Source organism: Amycolatopsis sp. NPDC003676 (genome assembly GCF_053587275.1).
Genome location: NZ_JBSFNS010000026.1, coordinates 20,986 through 41,168 on the forward strand (window position 1 = coordinate 20,986; position 20,183 = coordinate 41,168).

General features: G+C 70.6%; 18 protein-coding genes. 16 read left to right on the top strand and 2 right to left on the bottom strand.

The window, feature by feature from the left end; genetic code table 11:
- Nucleotides 1–231 precede the first annotated feature (231 nt).
- The 4 genes from ACWDNU_RS17880 (at nt 232) to ACWDNU_RS17895 (ending at nt 4,085) form a co-directional block, all read left to right on the top strand.
- Nucleotides 232–1,032, top strand: a complete 801-nt coding sequence (locus tag ACWDNU_RS17880) for an ABC transporter ATP-binding protein (RefSeq protein ID WP_449669707.1) — start codon at nt 232–234, stop codon at nt 1,030–1,032.
- Nucleotides 1,029–1,895 (top strand): ABC transporter permease, encoded by an 867-nt coding sequence (locus ACWDNU_RS17885; protein WP_370937651.1) that lies wholly within the window; start codon nt 1,029–1,031, stop codon nt 1,893–1,895. Before ACWDNU_RS17880 ends, ACWDNU_RS17885 begins: the two co-directional genes overlap by 4 nt.
- Nucleotides 1,896–1,930: 35 nt before the next feature.
- The gene (locus tag ACWDNU_RS17890; protein ID WP_370937650.1) at nt 1,931–2,971 is read left to right on the top strand and encodes an ABC transporter substrate-binding protein; all 1,041 of its coding nucleotides are present in this window, start codon (nt 1,931–1,933) and stop codon (nt 2,969–2,971) included.
- 127 nt (nt 2,972–3,098) lie between these two features.
- Nucleotides 3,099–4,085, top strand: a complete 987-nt coding sequence (locus tag ACWDNU_RS17895) for an RNA polymerase subunit sigma-70 (protein ID WP_449669659.1) — start codon at nt 3,099–3,101, stop codon at nt 4,083–4,085.
- Nucleotides 4,086–4,112: 27 nt separating this feature from the next.
- Here ACWDNU_RS17895 and ACWDNU_RS17900 read toward each other — a convergent pair whose 3' ends face one another.
- Nucleotides 4,113–4,679, bottom strand: coding sequence for a dihydrofolate reductase family protein (locus ACWDNU_RS17900; protein WP_449669660.1), 567 nt, complete (start codon nt 4,677–4,679; stop codon nt 4,113–4,115).
- 343 nt (nt 4,680–5,022) lie between these two features.
- Between ACWDNU_RS17900 and ACWDNU_RS17905 the strand changes: the two genes are divergently transcribed.
- The 3 genes from ACWDNU_RS17905 to ACWDNU_RS17915 all read left to right on the top strand — a co-directional run bounded on the left by ACWDNU_RS17905 (nt 5,023) and on the right by ACWDNU_RS17915 (nt 7,055).
- Nucleotides 5,023–5,604: an RNA polymerase sigma factor gene (locus tag ACWDNU_RS17905; protein WP_449669661.1), complete on the top strand. Its 582-nt coding sequence runs from the start codon at nt 5,023–5,025 to the stop codon at nt 5,602–5,604.
- The gene (locus tag ACWDNU_RS17910; RefSeq protein WP_449669662.1) at nt 5,601–6,446 is read left to right on the top strand and encodes a hypothetical protein; all 846 of its coding nucleotides are present in this window, start codon (nt 5,601–5,603) and stop codon (nt 6,444–6,446) included. Before ACWDNU_RS17905 ends, ACWDNU_RS17910 begins: the two co-directional genes overlap by 4 nt.
- Nucleotides 6,447–6,929: 483 nt before the next feature.
- Complete coding sequence (locus ACWDNU_RS17915) at nt 6,930–7,055, top strand: hypothetical protein (protein ID WP_449669663.1); 126 nt, start codon at nt 6,930–6,932, stop codon at nt 7,053–7,055.
- A gap of 165 nt (nt 7,056–7,220) precedes the next feature.
- Here the strand turns inward: ACWDNU_RS17915 and ACWDNU_RS17920 are convergent, their stop codons facing one another.
- Entirely contained in the window at nt 7,221–7,523 is a 303-nt protein-coding gene (locus tag ACWDNU_RS17920) for a DUF6355 family natural product biosynthesis protein (protein WP_449669664.1), read from the bottom strand.
- A 192-nt stretch (nt 7,524–7,715) separates the two neighbouring features.
- Between ACWDNU_RS17920 and ACWDNU_RS17925 the strand changes: the two genes are divergently transcribed.
- The 9 genes from ACWDNU_RS17925 to ACWDNU_RS17965 all read left to right on the top strand — a co-directional run bounded on the left by ACWDNU_RS17925 (nt 7,716) and on the right by ACWDNU_RS17965 (nt 20,113).
- Nucleotides 7,716–11,519: an nSTAND1 domain-containing NTPase gene (locus tag ACWDNU_RS17925; RefSeq protein ID WP_449669665.1), complete on the top strand. Its 3,804-nt coding sequence runs from the start codon at nt 7,716–7,718 to the stop codon at nt 11,517–11,519.
- A gap of 309 nt (nt 11,520–11,828) precedes the next feature.
- Entirely contained in the window at nt 11,829–12,836 is a 1,008-nt protein-coding gene (locus ACWDNU_RS17930) for an LLM class flavin-dependent oxidoreductase (protein WP_449669666.1), read from the top strand.
- Between the two features lie 14 nt (nt 12,837–12,850).
- Nucleotides 12,851–13,288 carry a nuclear transport factor 2 family protein gene (locus tag ACWDNU_RS17935; RefSeq protein ID WP_449669667.1) on the top strand — a complete coding sequence of 146 codons (438 nt, stop codon included), beginning with the start codon at nt 12,851–12,853 and terminating at the stop codon, nt 13,286–13,288.
- 8 nt (nt 13,289–13,296) lie between these two features.
- Nucleotides 13,297–14,097 carry an alpha/beta fold hydrolase gene (locus ACWDNU_RS17940; RefSeq protein ID WP_449669668.1) on the top strand — a complete coding sequence of 267 codons (801 nt, stop codon included), beginning with the start codon at nt 13,297–13,299 and terminating at the stop codon, nt 14,095–14,097.
- Nucleotides 14,094–15,032: a DUF1028 domain-containing protein gene (locus tag ACWDNU_RS17945; RefSeq protein WP_449669669.1), complete on the top strand. Its 939-nt coding sequence runs from the start codon at nt 14,094–14,096 to the stop codon at nt 15,030–15,032. Before ACWDNU_RS17940 ends, ACWDNU_RS17945 begins: the two co-directional genes overlap by 4 nt.
- The gene (locus ACWDNU_RS17950) at nt 15,029–16,174 is read left to right on the top strand and encodes a M20 family metallopeptidase (protein ID WP_449669670.1); all 1,146 of its coding nucleotides are present in this window, start codon (nt 15,029–15,031) and stop codon (nt 16,172–16,174) included. The genes ACWDNU_RS17945 and ACWDNU_RS17950 overlap by 4 nt, the downstream gene beginning before the upstream one ends.
- 29 nt (nt 16,175–16,203) lie before the next feature.
- On the top strand, nt 16,204–17,268 hold the full coding sequence (locus ACWDNU_RS17955; RefSeq protein WP_449669671.1) for a DUF917 domain-containing protein: 1,065 nt from the start codon (nt 16,204–16,206) through the stop codon (nt 17,266–17,268).
- Nucleotides 17,265–18,539 (top strand): hydantoinase/oxoprolinase N-terminal domain-containing protein, encoded by a 1,275-nt coding sequence (locus ACWDNU_RS17960; RefSeq protein ID WP_449669672.1) that lies wholly within the window; start codon nt 17,265–17,267, stop codon nt 18,537–18,539. Before ACWDNU_RS17955 ends, ACWDNU_RS17960 begins: the two co-directional genes overlap by 4 nt.
- Entirely contained in the window at nt 18,536–20,113 is a 1,578-nt protein-coding gene (locus ACWDNU_RS17965) for a helix-turn-helix domain-containing protein (RefSeq protein ID WP_449669673.1), read from the top strand. The genes ACWDNU_RS17960 and ACWDNU_RS17965 overlap by 4 nt, the downstream gene beginning before the upstream one ends.
- Nucleotides 20,114–20,183 lie beyond the last annotated feature (70 nt).

The following is a 20,183-nucleotide window of genomic DNA, read 5'->3' on the forward strand; positions in this document are numbered from 1 at the left end:
CACCACGAGACCGCGCGGATGCCAAGAAACCGCGGCCGGTACGCCCGGATCGTCCGGTCCGGCGTGCACTTAATGAGCAGAAACCGAGAAAAGCGCACTGATCGCTGGTATCGCACGCAACATTCCGCCGCCGCGCGGCGCTTCTTAGCCTCCTCGAACGGAATCGGCCCCGATCGAGAGGACGCCACCGTGCACGCACCCAGATCCGGACCGCCCGGCGCCGCCATCGCCATGCGGGACGTCGTCAAGCAGTTCGCCACCGAGGGCCCGGAGCCCTACACCGCGCTGCGCGACCTCGACTTGGAGGTGGCTCCCGGCGAATTCTGCGCGGTCGTCGGACCCACCGGCTGCGGCAAATCCACCACCCTGACCCTCGTCGCAGGCCTGGAACAGCCGTCGACCGGCTCGGTCCGGGTGCACGGCGCGGACGTCTCGGGCATCACGCCCGGGGTGGGGTTCATGTTCCAGACGGACGCGATCCTGCCCTGGAAAACGGTGCTGGACAACGTGTCCGCGGGCCCGAGGTTCCGCGGCGTGGCCAAGGCCGCGGCGGTGTCCGGCGCGCGGGACTGGATCCGCCGGGTCGGGCTGAGCGGGTTCGAGGACCGGTACCCGCACCAGCTGTCCGGCGGGATGCGCAAGCGGGTCGCGCTCGCGCAGAACCTCATCAACGAGCCGCGGATCCTGCTCATGGACGAGCCGTTCAGCGCACTCGACGTGCAGACGCGGGCGAAGATGTCCGACGAACTGCTGTCCCTGTGGGAACTTACCCGTCCCGCCGTGGTGTTCGTGACCCACGACCTCGAAGAGGCGATCGCGCTCGCGGACACGGTGGTCGTGCTGACCGCGGGCCCGGCGGCGACGGTCAAGGCCCGGTTCGCCATCGACCTGCCGCGCCCGCGGGTGGTGCAGGAAATCCGGTTCGAGCGCCGGTTCGTCGACCTGTACCAGCGGATCTGGGACGCCCTGCGCACCGAGGTCGACCTGGCGTACGCGCAGACCACCCGGATCAGCGGGGAGGCGGGAGCATGACGACCGAAGTGGACTCGCCCGCGAACCCCGCCGCTGGCGCTGCCGCAGCCGCTGCTCGCCGTTCGCGCCGCCGGACACACGCCTTCCTGGTCCACACCGTCCAGGCAGCGGTGCTGGTGGTAATCCTGGGCGGCTGGCAGCTGCTCGTGCAAGGAGACCAGCACGCGATCGTGCTGTACGGGCTTCCGTCGGGCATCTTCGACCGGTTGCGGTCGTGGGTGACCGAGGGCACCGCGCTCGGATCGCTCGGCAGCCAGATCTGGACGACGATCGAAGAGGCGCTGATCGGCTTCGCGATCGGCACGGTGCTGGGCATCGTCTGCGGCATCGCACTCGGCCGGATCCGGTTCCTGTCGGAGGTGTTCGGCCCGTTCATCAAGGTGCTCAACGCGATTCCGCGGATCGTGCTCGGCTCGGTCTTCGTGCTGGCGTTCGGCCTCGGCCTCGAATCGAAGATCCTGCTGGTGATCGTGCTGGTGTTCTTCGGAGTGTTCTTCAACGCTTTCCAGGGCACTCGCGAGGTCGACCGGACGTTCATCGCCAACGCCAGCATCCTCGGCGCTTCGCGGTGGCAGGTGACCCGGCAGGTCGTGCTGCCCTCGGCGTTCACCTGGATCATCGCGAGCCTGCACGTGAGCTTCGGCTTCGCGCTGATCGGCGCGATCGTCGGCGAATTCCTCGGCGGCTACGCGGGTCTCGGCGTGCTGATCAAGAACGCCCAGGGCACGTTCGACGCGAGCGGCGTCTGGGCGGCGATGGTGATCATGGGCGTCGTCGCGCTCATCGCCGAATGGCTGATCACCCGCCTCGAACGCCGGCTGCTGCGCTGGCGGCCCGCCCAGTTGTCCGGTCCGGACCTGTGACCCCCCGATTGTCCGTTCGAACAAAGGAGATCCCCGTGTCCGCGAAGAAATTGGCGGCCGTGCTCGCGGCGGCGCTGCTCGCCGTGGCCGGCTGCGCCTCGACCGCGAGCCAGAACGCAGGCACCAGCTCCACCGGCGGGACCGGCACCCCGGTGAGCATCATGGTCGGCGGCTTGAACAAGCAGATCTACCTGCCGTTCATGCTCGCCCAGCGGCTCGGTTTCTACCAGCAGCAAGGCCTGAACGTGACCCTGCAGGACGAGGGAGCCGGAGTCGACGCGACGACGAACATGGTCGCCGGAAAGGTCGACGGCGTCGGCGGGTTCTACGACCACACCATCGCCATGCAGGGCCTCGGCCAGTCGCTGGAATCGGTGGTGTCGATGCTGACCACGCCGGGCGAAGTCGAACTGTGCCGCAACGAGGTGCGCGGCCAGATCCATTCGCCCGCGGACTGGTCCGGCCGCAACCTCGGCGTGACCGATCTCGGTTCCTCCACGGACTTCCTGACCCAGTACCTGGCGCAGAAGAACGGCGTCGACCCGACGAAAATCCACCGCGTGGGCGTGCAAGCCGGAGCCACGCTGATCGGCGCCCTGCAGCACGGCAACGTCGACTGTGCGATGACGACCGAGCCGACGGTGTCCACGGCCCTTGCCCAGGGCGCCGCGTTCGTCCTGCTGGACATGCGCACCGCGGCGGGCACGAAGCAGCAGCTGGGCGGCCAGTATCCGGCGACGTCGCTGTACATGACCACGAAGTACGTGGACAGCCACCCGCAGGTGGTGCAGAAGCTCGTCAACGCGTATGTCGAGGCCCTCAAATGGATCCAGGGCCACAACGGTGCGCAGCTGGCGGACGTGATGCCTGCCGACTACTACGCCGGGTCCGGGAAAGACGCCTACGCCAAGGCATTCGACAACGAGAAGGGCATCTACAACCCGACCGGGATCATGCCGCCGGACGGGCCGAAGACCAACCTGACGGTCCTGCAGGCGTTCAATCCTGATGTGAAGGGCAAGCAGATCGATCTCGGGAAGACTTACACGGACAAGTTCGTGACCGCGGTGCATTGATGCGGAGCTGCTGTGCCCGGGTGCCCTGTGGTGCCTGGGCACAGCAGTTCGGTGCGACCGATGAGAAATCGCCCGCCGCGTCGTCAATCCTGGTAGCTCCCTCGCACCGGTGGAAGGATGGACGACCATGACCGACGCAAGACTGGGTACCGACGAGACCACGTTCATCGCGGCGGTCAGATCCGGCGACCCGGCGCGGTTCGCGCTCGTCACGGAGCGGCATCGGCGCGAGCTGCAGGTGCACTGCTACCGGATGCTCGCGAATTACGAGGACGCCCAGGACCTGACGCAGGAGACGTTCCTGCGGGCGTGGCACAAGCGAGAGTCGTTCGAAGGCCGCTCCGCGCTGCGGACCTGGCTCTACCGGATCGCGACCAACGCCTGCCTCGATTTCCTGGACAAGCGCACCGACCGCACGCCCGTGCTGTACCCCGATTCCGAGCTGCCGTACCTGCAGCCCTATCCCGACCCGATGCTGCCCGAGGACCCGCAGGAATCGGTGGTGGCGCGGGAGACGATCGAGCTGGCGTTCATCGTCGCCGTCCAGCACCTGCCGCCGCGGCAACGAGCGGTGTTCATCCTGCGCGACGCCCTCGGCTGGCCCGCGTCGAAGGCCGCCGGTGCTCTTGAGCTGACCGTCGCGTCGGTGACCAGCGCACTGCAGCGGGCGCGCGGCACGATGCGCGAGCAGCTGCCCGGCCGCCGCCTCGACTGGCGCAGCCCCGACAAGCTGTCGGACGACGAACGCGGCGTGGTGAAGTCCTATATGGACGCCCATGAACGCAACGACATCGACGGGCTGATGTCCTTGCTGCGCGCCGATTTGCGCTTCGCGATGCTGCCCGATCCGGGCACCGTGACCAGGACGGCCAAGGAGGCAGTCGACGGCTGGGTCTCCGCCGGGCTCTTCCAGCGCGGGTACGACGACTGGCGCTGCATCGCCACGACGGTCAACCGCATGCCCGCCGCCGCGCTGTACCTCCGGACTCCCGGTGCCGCGGAACACCGGCTGCTGAACGTCGCGGTCCTGCACATCGTCGACGGGAAGATCGCCGAGCTGACCGGATTCGACGTCACCGGCAAGCCCTGGCTGGGGCTGCCCCCGACACGGTGAGGCCCGTCTTGGACGAGTCGCCAGTGCTTACCGCCTCGTCTCGTAGCGGCTCAGCACGACACCGCCGTGAAACGTCCGCGTCTCCACCAGATTCAGCTTCACCCAGCGGTCCAGCGCGGTGAAGAACGGCGTGCCGCCGCCCACCAGAACCGGATGGGTGACCACGATGTACTCGTCGACCAGCCCGGCCCGCATGGCGGCCCCGGCGAGCGTCGCACCGCCGATGCTCATCGGACCGCCGTCCTCGGCCTTGAGCCGGGTGATCTCGCCGACCGCGTCGCCGGTCGCCAGCCGCGTGTTCCAGCCGACCTTGCCGACCGTCGAGGAGAACACCACCTTCGGCGTGTCCCGCCAGTTCCGCGCGAACTCGACCTGCGCCGGGGTGGCGCCCGGCTGCTGGTCGCCGGTCGGCCAGTAGGAACTCATCGTCTCCCACAGCTTGCGCCCGTACAACGACAGGCTGTTGGCGAGTTCCCGGTCGAGCCACCACTGGAACAACTCGTCGCTCGGCCCGCTCCACCCGATGTCGTCCCCGGGCGCGGCGATGTAGCCGTCCAGGGTCAGGTTCATGCCGTAGGCCAGTTTCCGTGTCATGCCAGTCCTCCTGTGCGCGGGTTTCACAGGTACAGACGGGTGAGGCGCGGAAACCTCATCGGTGCGCCAAGTGCGTCGGCTGTCGTCCATCATCCGGGTCTGTGCGCGGGTTCCCGGCTCATCGGGAGCCGGCGCCGGGATACTGGGGCGATGAGCCGTCGCCTCGCGGCGGTTAAACGGTTCCGCGGCTTCGAGAGAAGTACTGGTGTGAAACCTGTGTCCTCGGAATGGATGCGGTGCTCGCCGAGCACCGGCGACAGCACGCGGCCGGAGGCGTGCCTGGTCGCCGCGGCGACAGCCGTGCGGGTCGGCCCGCGACCGCGTCGAGCGTGCGGAGGCGGCGATGCCGCGCCGTATCTCTGATCAGGCGGCCAAGGAGGTCGCCGACTTGTTCACCGCTGTCGCGCGCGACCTGTACCGCTACGCGGTGACGCTGGTGCAGGGCGATCGCGCCGCCGCGGACGACCTTGTGCAGGAGGCGTTCCACGCTGCCGCGCGCGGCTGGGACGAGTTGCGCGGTCGCGAACCCGGGCAGCAGCGGGCCTGGCTGTTCGTCGTCGTCAGCAACAAGGCCAAGAGCCGCTGGAAAGCCGCCGACCGCGTCGAGGTCGGCACCGAACATGTCGAACGCCGGGCCGGGGCCAGCGCACCGGAGGACACCTGGGAGAAGACAGTCTGCGCGCTGAGGCTGGAGGCCTGCCGCAAGGTGGTCGACCGCATGCCGCCGACCCGGCACCGGGTGGCGCATCTGCGCTGGTACGAGCAGTGGTCCACCCGGGAGATCGCCGAGTTGCTGGGAATCGCCGAGTCCACGGTTCGCGTGCACCTCAAGAACGCGCGCGACGAGCTGGCCGCGGCGCTGGGCCCGGACCTGCTGCTCACCGAGGAACCCGCGGCACCCGCCGGGAAGGAGGAAGCGTCGTGACGAGCGACAACACCGGCCCCGAGCCCGCGCCGGACCAGATCTCGCTCCCGCGGCTCTACTCGCTGCTGGAACGCCATGCCGACGACGAGGCTCCTTACGACGTCCGCGCCGGTCTGGAGAAACTCGCCGGCTGGATGGCCGAGGACGTCGACGAGGCGGACACCGCCCGGCAGGAAGCGGACGCGGCGCGGACCCCGCGGCCTTCGTGGTCGCAGGTGGCGCACGCGAGGCTGAAATGGTCTGCTTCGCATCGTGCGATCGTGGCGGTCGACATCGAAGGCTCGACCGCCAGGACCGGCCCCGGCCGGGCCCGGCTGCGTCACGATCTGTTCGGGCTGCTCGACTGCGCCTTGCGCGAAGGCGGAATCGGCGAAGACCTGCGCGACCCGATCGTCGACCGCGGCGACGGAGCGGTGGTGCTCGTCCGGCCCGCCGGCGAGGCGCCCAAATCGGTCCTGCTGACCTCGGTCGTCCCGGAGCTGGCCAGGTTGCTGGCCGAACACAACGCGGCGGCGGCGCCCGGCAGCGAGATCCGGCTGCGGGTCGCCGTGCACGCCGGCGAGGTCCGCTACGACAACCTCGGCCCCTACGGGGAGGACCTGGACGTCGCGTGCCGGCTGCTCGACTCGCCGGAGCTGAAGCGACTCCTGCGGCACGCTCCCTCGTCCCTCGTGCTGGTGGCCTCCGACTCGTTCCACCGGACGGTGATCCGGCACAACTACGACGGCATCGACCCGGGCGCCTTCAAACGCGGGGTCGTCGTCAGGATCGGCGGCCGGCGGGTGACGGGATGGACCAATTGCCCCGACGTCGCGAAGGAGGGACAGCATCTCACCGCGTGACGGTCCGGCCGTTGCTTCGTGGAGGCTGTGCCGGCAGGGAAGGCGTGGAAAGCGCCGAGTCCGGACCCTCTGCTGCGGCCGACGGCGAAGTTGAACTGTCCGCGGACCGGAGAACTGGTCACTATTCCTCGTTCGGCGCGGCGCTCCCACCGGTCATCGCGATCGCGTAGTGCGGACGGGCCGCCCGGTCCGAGACTGAGGAGCGAGCGGACAGACAGTTGCGAGGCAAGGCCCGGTCCAGGCAAGGAGGTGGGAGTGCAGCTGAGCGGATACCGGCGTCCGACCGCCTTCGCGGTGCCGAAGGAGGAAGAAAGGCGCGGCTGGCCGGTCGTTTTGGTCGTCCGAGGGCCTCCGCGCTCTCGAAATCGCACCTCTCGCGGGTTTCCCGAGCTCGAGCCGGGAAAGCCGCGGCCCGGACGGCGACGGCTTCGCCAGGCAGCGGCCTGGCCGGCAGAACATCCGGGGACGGAAAGAGGTGAAGTGGTGCCTGGGCGCCGCGAGAACAGGTTCACCGTCAAGGTCACCGGTTCGATGACCGTCACGGTGAAACAGGTGCTGTTCCTGCTGATGCTGATCGGAATGGGAGTGGCGGCTCTGTATCAGCGTTGATCAGGCGGCCGCACTGCGACAGGCCAAGGGCGGGCTGTTCCTTCGTGCTGGAAGGGGCGGCCCGCCAAGGTCTTTCCGGGCTACCCGCTGACGCGCCGCGCCCGGCATCCGGCGATGCGGTCGCCGGATGCCGGGCGCGCCCTGGTCAGCAGATCGCGCGCGGAATCAGCACAGATGGCCGGTGAACACCGATTCCAGAACGCGGTCGGCGGGCCCGACCGGGATGTCGACAAACGGCTGCGTGTCGCAGAAATTGTAACCGCCGCCGCCGAAATAGTTCACGCGAACCTCGACGTGGGTGTTCCAGTCGCAGTGCTTGTAATAGGCCGTGTTGGCGTCCTTCCACTGGCCGCAGGGCGAGTCGATCAGGCTCACCGCGCCGAGCGGAGCCGCATGGGAGACGGCGGGCGAGGCGATCGTCGCGAGGGCGATCCCCGCTGCCGCCAATAAGCTGGTCGAGAGTCTCATTTTCCGCACCTTTCGGTTGGGTGTTGCTGGAATTCCGCGAAATTCGCATCTGTTCGCCGGTGCGCGCCGTCCTCGCGGAATGAGGTGGCGGTCACCGGTGCTTGTTTAGTGCGGACGGGTTGTTTCGGGTCGGCCTGTGGACGGTGAACAATCAATTCGTGAACAATCAGCGAGGCGGGACAGGGGAGGGGCATGGCGCGACGGGAGCGGCCGCTCGACAAAGGGGACAGTTCCCTTCTGCGGTTCGCGGCCGATCTGCGCGGCCTCCGGGAGAAGGCCGGGCACCCCACTTATCGGGAACTCGCCGGCCGGGTGCACTACTCGACCGCGTCGTTGTCCGGTGCGGCGGCGGGCCGGAAGCTGCCGAGCTTGGCGGTGACCCGTGCCTATGTGCGCGCCTGCGACGGCGACGTGGCCGAATGGGAGCGGCGCTGGCACGCACTCGCGGCCGAACTCGCGACGGCCGGTTCGCCGGCCGCCGACGACGGCTCGCGGTCGCCCTACGTCGGCCTTGCCGCGTTCCAGCCCGAGGACGCGGCGTGTTTCTTCGGCCGCGAAGACCTGGTGGCCGAGACCGCGGAACGCCTGCGCGGCAACCGGATGATCACCGTGTTCGGGGCTTCCGGCGCCGGCAAGTCGTCGCTGCTGCGGGCCGGTCTGATTCCCCGGCTCCGGGATGCCGGGCACCTGGTCGTGCTGCTGGCGCCCGGACCGTCCCCGCTGGAGGAGTGCGCGGTCCACCTCGCGCGAATCACCGGCGCCGCACCGGGATCCGTCGATGCCGGACTGCGCGCGGACCGGCGCGCCCTGCACCTCCTGGCCCGGCGCGCGCTGGCGGACCGGCAGGCGGATGCCGAGCTGGTGCTGGTGATAGACCAGTTCGAAGAGGTCTTCACGGTGTGCCGGGACCCGGCGGAGCGGATCCGGTTCATCGAGGCGCTGACCGCGGCCGTCGCCGCGCCGAGCAGCCGTTGCCGGGTCGTGCTCGGGATTCGCGCGGACTTCTACGCCCATTGCACCGCCCATCCCGGCCTGGTGGCCGCGCTGCGGGACGGCCAGGTCGTGGTCGGTCCGCTGAACACGGAGGAGCTGCGGCGGGCGATCACCCAGCCCGCGATCCGCGACGGCTGCGCGATCGAGAGCGCGCTCCTGGCCGAACTGGTGGCGCGGACGGACGGGCGGGCCGGGGTGCTGCCGCTGCTTTCGCACGCGCTGCGCGAAACCTGGAAACGGCGGCGCGGCAACACTCTTACTCTGGGCGGCTACCTGGCCGCGGGCGGCATCCACGGCGCGTTGGCGCAGACCGCCGAATCCATCTACACCGAGCTGCCCGAGCACCAGCGACGACTGGTGAAAGCGCTGTTTCTCCGGCTTGTCGCGCTGGGCGAGGGAACCGAGGACACGAAGCGGCGGATCGCCAGGGACGAACTGGACGTAGCCGACCCTGACACGGCCGCGGTGCTGGAACGCCTGGCGAGCGCCAGGCTGCTCACTCTCGCGGAAAGCAGCGTGGAGATCGCCCACGAGGCGCTGATCGCGTGCTGGCCCCGATTGCGCGACTGGATCGCCGAGGACCGCGAAGGTCTCCGGGTGCACCGCAGGCTCACCGAAGCCGCCGGGACGTGGATCGCCCTCGGGCGGGATTCCGGCGCACTGTACCGGGGCGCCCGGCTGGAGCAGGCCCGGGACTGGGCGGCGACCGCCGACGTGGTTCTCGGTCCCGCCGAACGAGAGTTCCTCGACGCCAGCCTGTCCGCCGAGGACCGGGAACGCGAGGCGGCCAGACGCCGCGCTCTCCGGCTGAGGCAATTGGTGGCGCTGCTGAGCATACTGCTCGTCACGGCGATCGCGACCACGCTGACCGCGGTCCGCGCGCAACGCACGGCGGTCGAAAGCCGCAACGTTCTGTTGTCGCAAAAGGTGGCCGCCGAGGCAGTCTCCCTGCGCGCCGCCGATCCGGCGCTGGCGGCGCAGCTCAGCCTCGCCGCCTACCGGCTGGCACCCTCCGCGCAGGCGTACAACGGGGTGCTCGGCACCTTCGGCGCCAGCTACGCGACCCGGCTGACCGGACACACCGGCAGCGTCGAGCGGGTGGCCGTCAGCCCGGACGGCCGGACTCTGGCGACTGCGAGCGAAGACCACACCGTACGGCTGTGGGACATCGCTGATCGGCACCATCCCGCATTGGCGGCGACGCTTACCGCGCACACCGACCGGCTCTGGTCGGCGGCCTTCAGCCCGGACGGCAAGATCCTCGCGACCGGCGGCAACGACCGGACTGTGCGCCTTTGGGACGTAACCGATCCGAGGCGGCCGGGCGAACTGGCCCGGCTGACCGGACACACCGACAGCGTCATCGCGATCGCGTTCAGCCCGACCGAGCCGGTGCTGGCTACCGCGGGCAAAGATCGCACCGCGCGCCTGTGGGATGTCCGCGACCCCCGGCGTCCGCGCGAACTGAATGTGCTGACCGGGCACACCGACCTGGTGAACACGCTCGCGTTCACCCCGGACGGCGCCACCCTGGTCACCGGAAGCTGGGACCGGACGGTCCGGCTCTGGCGGCTCGCCGGCGCCGGACGGGCCGGAGACCCGGCAGTGGTCGCCGCGGACGCCGGAATCGACCGGGTCGCGGTCAGCCCAGGCGGCGCCGTGCTGGCGACGCTGACCCGTGACCACGTCATTCGCTTGTGGAGGCGCACCGGCAGCGGATCGCTGGAGAATCTGGCCACCCTGCCCGACACCTCGGACGCCCATGCGCTGGCGTTCAGCCCGCGCGACGACACCCTCGCGATCGCCGGCCTGGACCGTACTGTCGCCATGGTGGATGTCACCGATCCGCGGAACCCCAAGCGGCTCGTGGTGCTCAACGGCCACACCGGCCCGGCCGTCGCGGTGGCGTTCACCCCCGACGGCCACACCCTGGTCTCCGGTTCGGTGGACCGTTCGGTCCGGCTGTGGGACCTGGCCGGGCGGGTGCTCGCCGGGCACTCCGACTCCGTCTACGGCGTGGCCTACCGACCCGACGGCCGTGTCCTGGCCAGCGCCGGCTACGACGGCACAGTGCGGCTGTGGGATCTCGGCGACGCCGGAGAACCCCAGGAACTGCCCACGCTCACCGGGCACCGCGGCGCGGTGAACGCGGTGACTTTCAGCCCCGACGGACGCACGGCGGCGACCGCGGGTTACGACCGCACCGTTCGCCTGTGGGACGTGGGCGACCCTCGGCGCCCAGTCCGGCGGTCGGTGCTGACCGGACACACGGACTCGGTGAACGCGGTTGCGTTCAGCCCGGACGGCCGGACCCTGGCCACCGGAAGCGCGGACCACTCGCTGCGGCTGTGGGACGTGGCCGGCAGCAGGCAACGAGCCGTGCTGACCGCCGCCGGCGACGTCGACAGCGTCAATTCCGTGGCGTTCAGCCCGGCCGGAAACCTGCTGGCCGCAGCGGATTCCGGCCTCAAAGCACGGCTGTGGGACCTGCACGACCCGCGGCGGCCGTCGGAGCTTCCCCCGCTGACCGGCCATACCGACAACGTGAAGTCAGTGGCGTTCAGCCCCGACGGCCGGACGCTGGCCACCGGAAGCTCGGATCACAACGTGCGCCTCTGGGACATGACCGTGCCGGGACACACCGGCCAGCCGATCACGCTGTCCGGGCACACCGACATCGTGCACGCGGTGGCGTTCAGCCCGGACGGCCGGACCTTGGCCTCCGCCAGCGCGGACCTCACCGTGCGACTGTGGAGCGTCGCTGACCCGCATAGGCCGCGGGAACTGGCGACCCTGGCGGCGCACACCGACCGCGTCTACGCGGCGGCCTTCGCCCCCGACGGCCACACGCTGGCCACTGGCGGGCAAGACCATCTGGTCCGCCTGCTGGAATCCGACATCGACCACGCGGCGAACGGCATCTGCGCGATGGCGGCACCGGCGATCAGCGCTGAGGAATGGCACCGGTATTTCCCCGACCTGCCCCGCGAACTTCCCTGCTGACCCAGCGAGCGGACATCGCCTCGAGCCAAGACCACGTTCCCGGTGATCGGCTTGGCTCGCGTGATGCGGCAGAGCTGTGCCGGGCCTAGCGCCGTTCAACGTGCCTTTGCCGCGGGGCCGTCCGGGCAGTGGCGGACGCGAAGAATCGGCGATGCGCGGCTTTCCCCCGATCGCACGGACCGGACTCTCCATAGTGCACCGTGCACCACCTGACTTCCCCCGTTTCGTCACCCAGCCCGAAGCACCGAACCCGCCGCCCTCCCTACCGTCGTGCTCGACGTTGTGATCCCGCACGACAGGAGCCCGCCGATGACCCGCACCTCTCGCAGCCGTCTGGGTGTGCTGCTCGGCAGCACCACTCCGCCGGAACAGATCGGCGCACAGGCCGCCGCCGCGGAAGCCGCCGGGTTCGGGGAGCTGTGGTTGCCGGAGGACTACTTCTTCCTCGGCGGCATCGCGGGCGCCGCGCTGGCGCTCGGGGCGACGTCGCGGCTCCCGGTCGGCATCGGCGTCGTGTCGTCGGTCGTACGGCATCCTGCGTTGCTGGCCATGGAGATCAGCACGCTGGCCCGCGCTTACCCGGGCAGGCTGATGCCCGGGATCGGGCACGGCGTTCCCGCCTGGACCGCGCAGATGGGGCTCACGCAGCGGTCGCCGATGAGCGCCCTGCGCGAAACCCTCACCGCGGTCCGCGGGTTGCTGGGCGGCGAGACGATCAACGAAGAGGGCCGGTTCGCCGCGTTCCACGAGATCGCGATCACGCACCCCGTTCCGGAGCGGGTGCCGCTGTTCACCGGGGTGCTGGGAGACAAGGGGCTCGACCTGACCGGACGGCTGGCCGACGGTCTGCTGGTGAGCGCGCTCGCGCCGGTCGAATACGTGCGGAGCGCGCGGCGCAAGCTGGACGAGGCGGCGCGCGCGGCCGGTCGGGACGAGCACATCACGATCACTGTTCTCGCGGCGGCCAACGTCACGCGGGATCCCGGGCAGGCGGCCGCCACGAGGGAAGCGCTCAAGGCGGTTCTCGCCTTTTACCTTGCCGCGACTGGTCCGGGACCGTTGTTCGGCGCGGTCGGGGCCAACGAACAGCTAACGGACATGCTTTCGCGTGGCGGTCCGGAGGTGGTCGCGGCCGAGATGCCGGATGCCTGGCTCGACGGTTTCGGCGTTGTGGGCGGCCAGGACACCGCGCGGGAACGCCTCAAGGAATACCTCGACGCGGGGGCGGACAACGTCGCCATCGCGACCGTCGTCGCGGACGGCGCGGAAGAAACCCTTGCCGCAGTAGGCGAACTCACCGGCGAATTCACTCACTGAAAGGGGCACGACCAATGAGCACTGACCGCGAGCGGATCCTCGAAGTGCACGAAGGCTGGTACGTGGCGAACGTCGGCCTCGTCGCCGACCGGATGCTGCAGTATTTCCCGGAGGGCGACGGCTACCACCAGTTCAACCTCAACGGCCACACCTACCACGGCGTCCTCGACAAGCACCGGTTGTGGGTCAACGCCGCGAAAATCGGGCTGAGCATCACCGCGATCAAGGACACCGTCGGCCCGGACGTCCAGGTTTTCGGCGACGTCGCGCTGCTCACCGCCGAGGGAACCGCGGACGTGCTCGCCCCGGGCCAGCAGGACGCGGTCCCGACTCCGTTCCGCACCACCGAATTCTTCCGCCGCGACGACGGCAAGGGCGGCCCGGACTGGCGGATCTGGCACATGCACGTCAGCGTCCAGGACCCGCAGATGCCCAAGCACGGAACGGAATGAGGCCGGATTTGGACCGCGTCAGCGTCGAAGGACGGACCGGGAAGCTGTCGGTTCTGCGCACGAAAGACGACCGGCCCGGCGTCCCGCTCGTGCTCCTCCATCCGATCAACTCCGCGGCGGTGGTCTGGAAAGACGTTGCCGCGCGGTTGAACCGGCCGGTCGTGGCGCCAGACCTGCGCGGGCATGGAAACTCCGGGCAGACCGGCCCGTTCACCGTCGAGGAAGGTTACGTTCCGGACGTCCTGTCGGTCCTCGACGCGCTCGGGCTGGACGAGGTGCATCTGGCCGGAGGATCTCTCGGCGGCACGATCAGCGTCGCGCTGGCGGCGCTGCATCCCGGACGCGTGCGCAGCGTCGCGACGTTCGGTTCGACGCTCGGCACCGGGGTTCCGGCCGAGGCGATCGCCGCGATGGTGCGCGAGCTCGAGACCGAGGGGACTGCGGGGTATTTCGCTGGTCAGGTCCCGCAGATCGTGGGCCGAAAGCACAGCGACTCGGCGCGCATCAAGGAAGTGATGGCGGAGGCGGTCGGCACCCGGCCGACAACGGTGGTCGCCGAGATCCTTTACGGAGCGTTCGGCGCGGACATCCGGCACCTGGCCGGAAAGGTTGCCGCGCCGGTGCTGGCGGTCGCCGGCACCGAGGATCCGACCTGCCCGCCCGCGATGTCGCGCGAACTGGCCGAAGCCACCGGCGGCACGGCGAAGGTGCTGGAGGGGACGGGTCACCTGCCGATGCTGGAGGAAACCGATCAGGTGGCCGACCTTCTCCGGGAACACCTCGCGACCGTCGAGGAAGGAAGGTCGTGACGTACTCGATCGTCGCGCGCGATCCGGTCACCGGATGGCTCGGCGTCGGCGCCCAGACCCACTTCTTCGGCGTCGGCACGCTGCTGCCCTGGGCCGAGGCGGGCGTCGGCGCGGTGGCCACTCAGGCGTTCGTCAACGTCGACTACGGGCCGCGCGGCCTGGAGCTGTTGCGGGCGGGCGTACCCGCACCGTCCACTGTGGATCTGCTGGTCGCCGAGGACCCGGATTCCGCGTACCGCCAGCTGGGAATCGTCGACGCGCGGGGTTCGGTGGGTACGCACACCGGCGAGTCGTGCGCCCCGCACGCCGGTTCCGCGCGCGGGCATCAGGTGACGGTGCAAGGGAACATGCTGGCCGCCCCGGACGTGTGCCAGGCCGCGCTCAAGGCCTTCGAGACCGCGGACGGCGACCTCGCCGACCGCATCCTCGCCGGGCTGCAGGCCGCGGACGGCGCCGGGGGAGACGTGCGCGGTTCGCAGTCGGCCACGCTGCTGGTGGTCTCGGGCCGTCGTAGTCCGACGCCGTGGAACGAGGTGGTCGTCGATCTGCGCGTCGACGACCACCCGGACCCGCTCGCCGAACTGGCACGGCTTCTCCCGCGTTCGCGGGCGTTCGGCGAGGTCGGCGGGGTGATGTTCGCGCGCGGCCTGACGCTCGGACCGTTCGACGGTGTCTCGCCGGGCGAGTTGGACGAACGGCTGAGCGCCCTCGCGTCGGCGGCGGAGGTCATCGGGCCGGACAACCGCGAGGCTGACTTCTGGCGCGCGGTCCTGCTCGCCCGCTCCGGACGGCACCGGGAGGCCGCCGACCTCTTCGCGGAGGTCGTGGCGTTCCGGCCCGCGTTGCTGGGGTTCGCGAAAGGGCTTGCCCCGCTGGGCTTTCTCGACGACGAGGCCCTCGGCGCGATCACCGCAGACATCGAGGAGCCAGCATGAACCCCGCAGCCGCCGTCCAAACCGCGAGGGTGACCGAACTGGCCGCGGACCTGATCCGGTGCGACACACAGAATCCGCCCGGCGGCGAGCGACCCGTGGTCGAACCGCTGTACACGGCCTTGCGCGAACTGGGCGCGGAGGTGGAGATTTTCGAGCCTGAGCCGGGCCGCCCGTCGATCCTGGGTCGCATCGGCTCCGGCGAGGGCCCCACGCTGCTGGTCAACGGGCACGTGGACGTCGTGCCAGTGTCCGAAGAGGACTGGTCAGTGCCACCCTTCGGCGGCCTGGTCCGGGACGGGCTGCTCTACGGCCGGGGCGCCTGCGACATGAAAGGTGGAATCGCAGCGGCGATCGAGGGAATGCGCGCCTGCCGCGACGCCGGAATCGTGCCGCCCGCGGACATCGTCTTCCACCTCGTGGCCGACGAGGAGACCGGCGGCCGGTTCGGGACCGAGGCGCTGGTCGCGGCCGGGCTCGTACACGCCGACGCGGCCGTCGTGCCCGAACCGAGCGAGCTGCGGGTCGGGGTGGCCGAACGCGGCTCGCTGATGGTCGAGATCGTGGTGCGCGGCCGGGCGGGACACGGCAGCGACCCGGCGGCCGGACACTCCGCGGTCGCCGACGCGGCACGGATCGTCACGGCGCTCCACCTGGCCGATTTCGGCGACAAAGAGCACCCGTTCCTAGGCATCCCCACTGCCAACGCGGGAACCATCGCAGGCGGCACCGCCGTCAACATCGTGGCGGCCGAATGCCGGGTGCGGATCGACCGGCGCGTGCTGCCCGGCCAGACCCGGGACGAGGCATTGGCCACCGTGACCGGGCTGATCGACGCCGCGGGCAAGTTCGACTACGACGCGGACGTCCTCGCCTTCGCCCAAGGATCCGAACTGGACCCGGACCACCCGTTCGTCGCCGAGGTCCGCCGGGCGGCGGGCGACGCGCCGGTCCGCGGGCTGAAACTCGGCACGGACGCGCGATTCCTCCGCAACCAGCTCGGCATCCCGACCGTCGTGTACGGACCCGGATCGATGACCGTCGCGCACACCGCCGACGAGTACGTGCCGGTCGCCGACTTGACCGCCGCCGCTCGCGCTTTCGCCCGGCTGTACGCCGGTTTCCGGGGTGTCGCGACCTCATGAGCAGCCACAACGCCGGTTAAGGTTTGCGCATGGAGCACGTCGCCGAGTCCGCGATCGACGACGTGGTGCGCGGCGCCGTGCACTTCGGGAGCGGAGGCGGCGGCGACCCGTACCTGGGGCAGCAGCTCCTGGTCGCGGCGGTCCGGCGGCACGGGCCGATCCCGCTCGTCACGGCAGGCGAATTGCCGCCGGACGCCCTCGTCCTCCCCGTGGTGTCCGCCGGAACCCCGCACACCCTCGTCGAGAAAGCGCACAGCACCGGCGAGGCGGAGACTCTCCGGACGGCGGTGGAAGCACGCGCCGGACGGAAGTGCGCGGCGGTCCTGCCGATCCAGCTCGGCAGCGTCAACGTGGCCGTCCCGCTGGCCGTCGCGGCCGAACTCGGGCTGCCGTGCCTCGACCTCGACCTGATGCACCGCACCCTGCCGTCCATCGACCTGACCCTGCTGCGGCTGGCCGGGTTTTCCGTCTCGCCGATCACCGTCGTCGGCGGCTCCGGGGTGGTCGCCGAGTTCAGCCAAGGCTCCGACGCCGTGCTCGGCGAGCTGGTGCGGGCCGTGCTGCCGCCGCTGGGTCTCGTGGCGCTGATCAGCGCGTATCGGGTGACCGCGGGAGACTGTGCGCGGCTCGGCGCCGTCGGGTCGATCAGCGAGTGCGCCCGGATCGGCGCTGCGCTCGCCGAACCCGGGTATGAGCCGTACCTGCGCGCCTGCGGCGGACGCCTGGTGTGCACCGGAACCGTCGCCGAAGTCCTGCAGCACTCCTCGGACGGCTGGCCGCGCGGCGTGGTTTCCCTCGACACCGCAGAGGGTTTCGCGCGGATCGACTTCCAGAACGAGAACCTGATCGTCAGCCGGGAAGGCACGGTGCTGGCCACGGTCCCGGACCTGATCGCCGTCGCGGACGCGGACACGAGCGCGCTGACGCAGACCGTCGACCTCGCTGTCGGCCAGGAAGTGCACGTGCTCGCCAGCCCGGTCGACGAGCGGTGGCACACGCCCGAAGGACACGCTGCGGCCGGGCCGCGCGCGTTCGGCTACGCCGTCGACCCGGTGCGATTCGACGGTTCGACATCCTTGGCCGGTGCCCGATGAGCGTGGTGCGAGTGGGGCTTGACGCGGTCTCCGGCCGAGCCGCGGCGTTGGACGAAACGAGCCGAATTGTGGCGTCCTATCGCGGAACCGACTCGGCAGCGCGATTGCTCGACGCGCTCCTGGCGAAGGTCGATGCCGAAGCGGTCGACCGGGTCGTGGCGATCCTGCCGGAACCCGTGCCCACCGGATCTCGGATCGGGATCCTGCGGATCGGCGGCGCGACCGCGTTGCCGCCGCTGGCGGGCTGGCCAGTCGAAATGTCCACCGCGCTCGCGGGACCAGTCGCGACGGTCCGGGGCGGGCACGAATACGACGGCACGGCGTCGGCACCGCTGGACCTCGCTGCGGTAGTCGAATTCGCCCGCCGGTGCGCGGGAAATGTCCGCGCGGTCGCGGTATCCGGAGTCCACGGGCTGGAAAACCCCGACCACGAACAGCAGGCCGCGACCCTGCTCGCCGAAGTGCTCGGCCCGGATGTCCCCGTGCGGAAAGGCAGCGAGACAGAAGCGATCGGCTTGCTGGAACGGGAAAACACCGCCGTACTCGACGCATCCCTGGCCGAGTTCACCCGCGCCCGGATCGAGGAACTGGGCACCGCGGTCCGGAAACACAATCCGAAGGCCGAGCTGTATCTGGTGCGCGGCGACGGAACGGTGCTGCCCGAACTCGCCGCGCAGCGCCACGCCACGGCCTGCCTCGGGGCGGCCCGGGCGGCGTTGCTGCACGGTGCCGCCCGGCTGGCCGGAGTGCCCGCGGCCGTGGTGGTGGAAGCGACCGGCAGCCAGATCCTTGTCGGGACGACTCGCGACGGTTTGCTTCCCGAATCAGGCGCACATAGGGAATTCGGCGGGATCCGGATCGGTTGGCGCCTCCCGCGCCTGACCGTGCTGGACCGCGAGGGTTCTCTCCCCGCAGCGGTCGCCCGCGCGCGGTACGGACACGACGATCTCCCGGTCGTACTCATCGGAGACCGGCCGCTGCCCGACGCGCTCAGGCCGCCGGACGCCGATCTCGCGGCCGCGGTGGGGGCAGCGACCGCGGAAGCGGCGGGCTCGGTCGACCGGATCTTCTGGCAGGGTGCCGGCGGAAGGGAAGATTCGGCGGCCCGCGCCCGGCAGCTGGCCCGGGACGCCGCGATCCGCGCCGGGGCCGATCCCCGCACCCTGCGCGAAACCCCGGTGAAGGAGGCGCTGATGACCTACGTTCCGGTGCCGGCCGCGCGCCTGCAGGCGACCGCGGTGGGACCGATCCTGGAGCCGGTGGCGCCATGACGGTCACTCTCGCCCAGTTGCTCGACCTGAACCTGATCGAGCACTACGAGGTGCTCGCGGGCGAATCCGGGCTGAAGAGGCCCGTCGGGGCGGTCGTCGCGGGTTCCGCGGTGCACGAGATTTCCGAACTCGCCCCGCGCAGCGTCGTGGTGTTCGGGCGGGACCAGCTCGTCCTCGACGACCTCGCAGCGGATCTCGCGATCCGGCTGGCGGGCAGCACGGGCCTGTCCGGGATCGTCGCGGCCCGCCCGCACCGGCCGGTGCCCTTCGCCACCCGCAGGCTCGCTGACCGGCTGGCGTTGCCGCTCATCGGCGTCGAGGACATCACTCCCACCGGCGTGATCACCGCGTTCGAGCCCTACGTCAGCGCCCCCGAGATCGCGGGCCTGCGCGTGCTCGGCGACGCCTCGCGCCGCTTCCAGCGTCCGCCCGCCGACGCGAACACGCTCACCTCGCAGCTCACGGCGACGCTCGGCGAACCGGTGGCGCTCGTCGACGCCGAAGCCCGTTTCGTGGCCGGTGATCCGGAGGTGCATGCGCTGCTCGGCAGGTGCGCCGACCCAGCGTTGCTGGCCGATTCGCGGCCGGTCGCCCTGACCGTCGGGACGGACGGCGAACTGATGCTGCACCCGGTCCAGATCGACGCGACCGGGCCCGCGGTCTGCTGGATCGCGGTGCGGCGGCCCCGGTTCGCGGCCGGAGTGCTGCTCGAACCGGTCCGGCGCGCGATCGCGATCGCGGCGCTGTCGTTCGCGGTGCACGTGGCCGGGGAGGCCGTCCGCGACGAACGGGAACACCGGCGCCGTTCGCTCCTGCTCAGCGAGATCCTCGAACAGCCCGGCGAACCGGGACGCCGCACCGTCGAGCGGGCCACCGCGCTCGGTTGGCGGCTCGCCGGACGGCACACCGCGGTGCAGGTGCAGGCGGCGGACGCCCCGGCCGCGCTCCGGATGTCCGCGCTGGGGACGGAATTGGAAGCACATCTGGCCGAACACGGCATCGACGCGAGGCTCGTCGAACGCGGCGAGGGATGGCTGTTCTGGCTGACCGCCGAGGCCGCGGATCCCGGCCCGCTGCTCGACCGGCTCGCGAGGACGCTAGCCGCCGTCGAAGCGGAGCATCCAGGGCTGCGGCTGTGCGCGGGAGTAGGCCGCGCACAGACGGGAGCGGCAGGCATCGGCCGCTCCGCCGAGCAGGCCCGCCGCGCGGCCCTGCTCGCGCACACCTCGCACCGCCGGGCAGTAGTCGAGCACGTCGACGCAGGCAGCGCCCGGAAGCTGATCGCGGGCTGGTACGGATCCGCTCCGTTGCGCGGCGCGGCAGCGGACCTGCTCGCACCGCTCGACGAGGCAGACCCGTCCGGCGGCCTGGTCCGTACTTTGCGGTGCTACCTGGATTTCCAGTCGTCGGCGAAGGCCGCCGGAGCCGCTCTCGGCGTCCACCGCAACACCGTGATGCAGCGCATGGAAAGGATCGCCGAGCTGCTGCCCGTCGACCTCGGCGATCCGGACGACCGCCTGGCCGTGCACCTGGCCACGCGTGCCTCGGGCGTCGACTGGGACGAATCCAGCTGACCGCACAAAACGGCGGGCAGTTGTTCGTCCGCGGTGCACGATGACCCGGCGCGGCTCGGCCGGTTGAGTG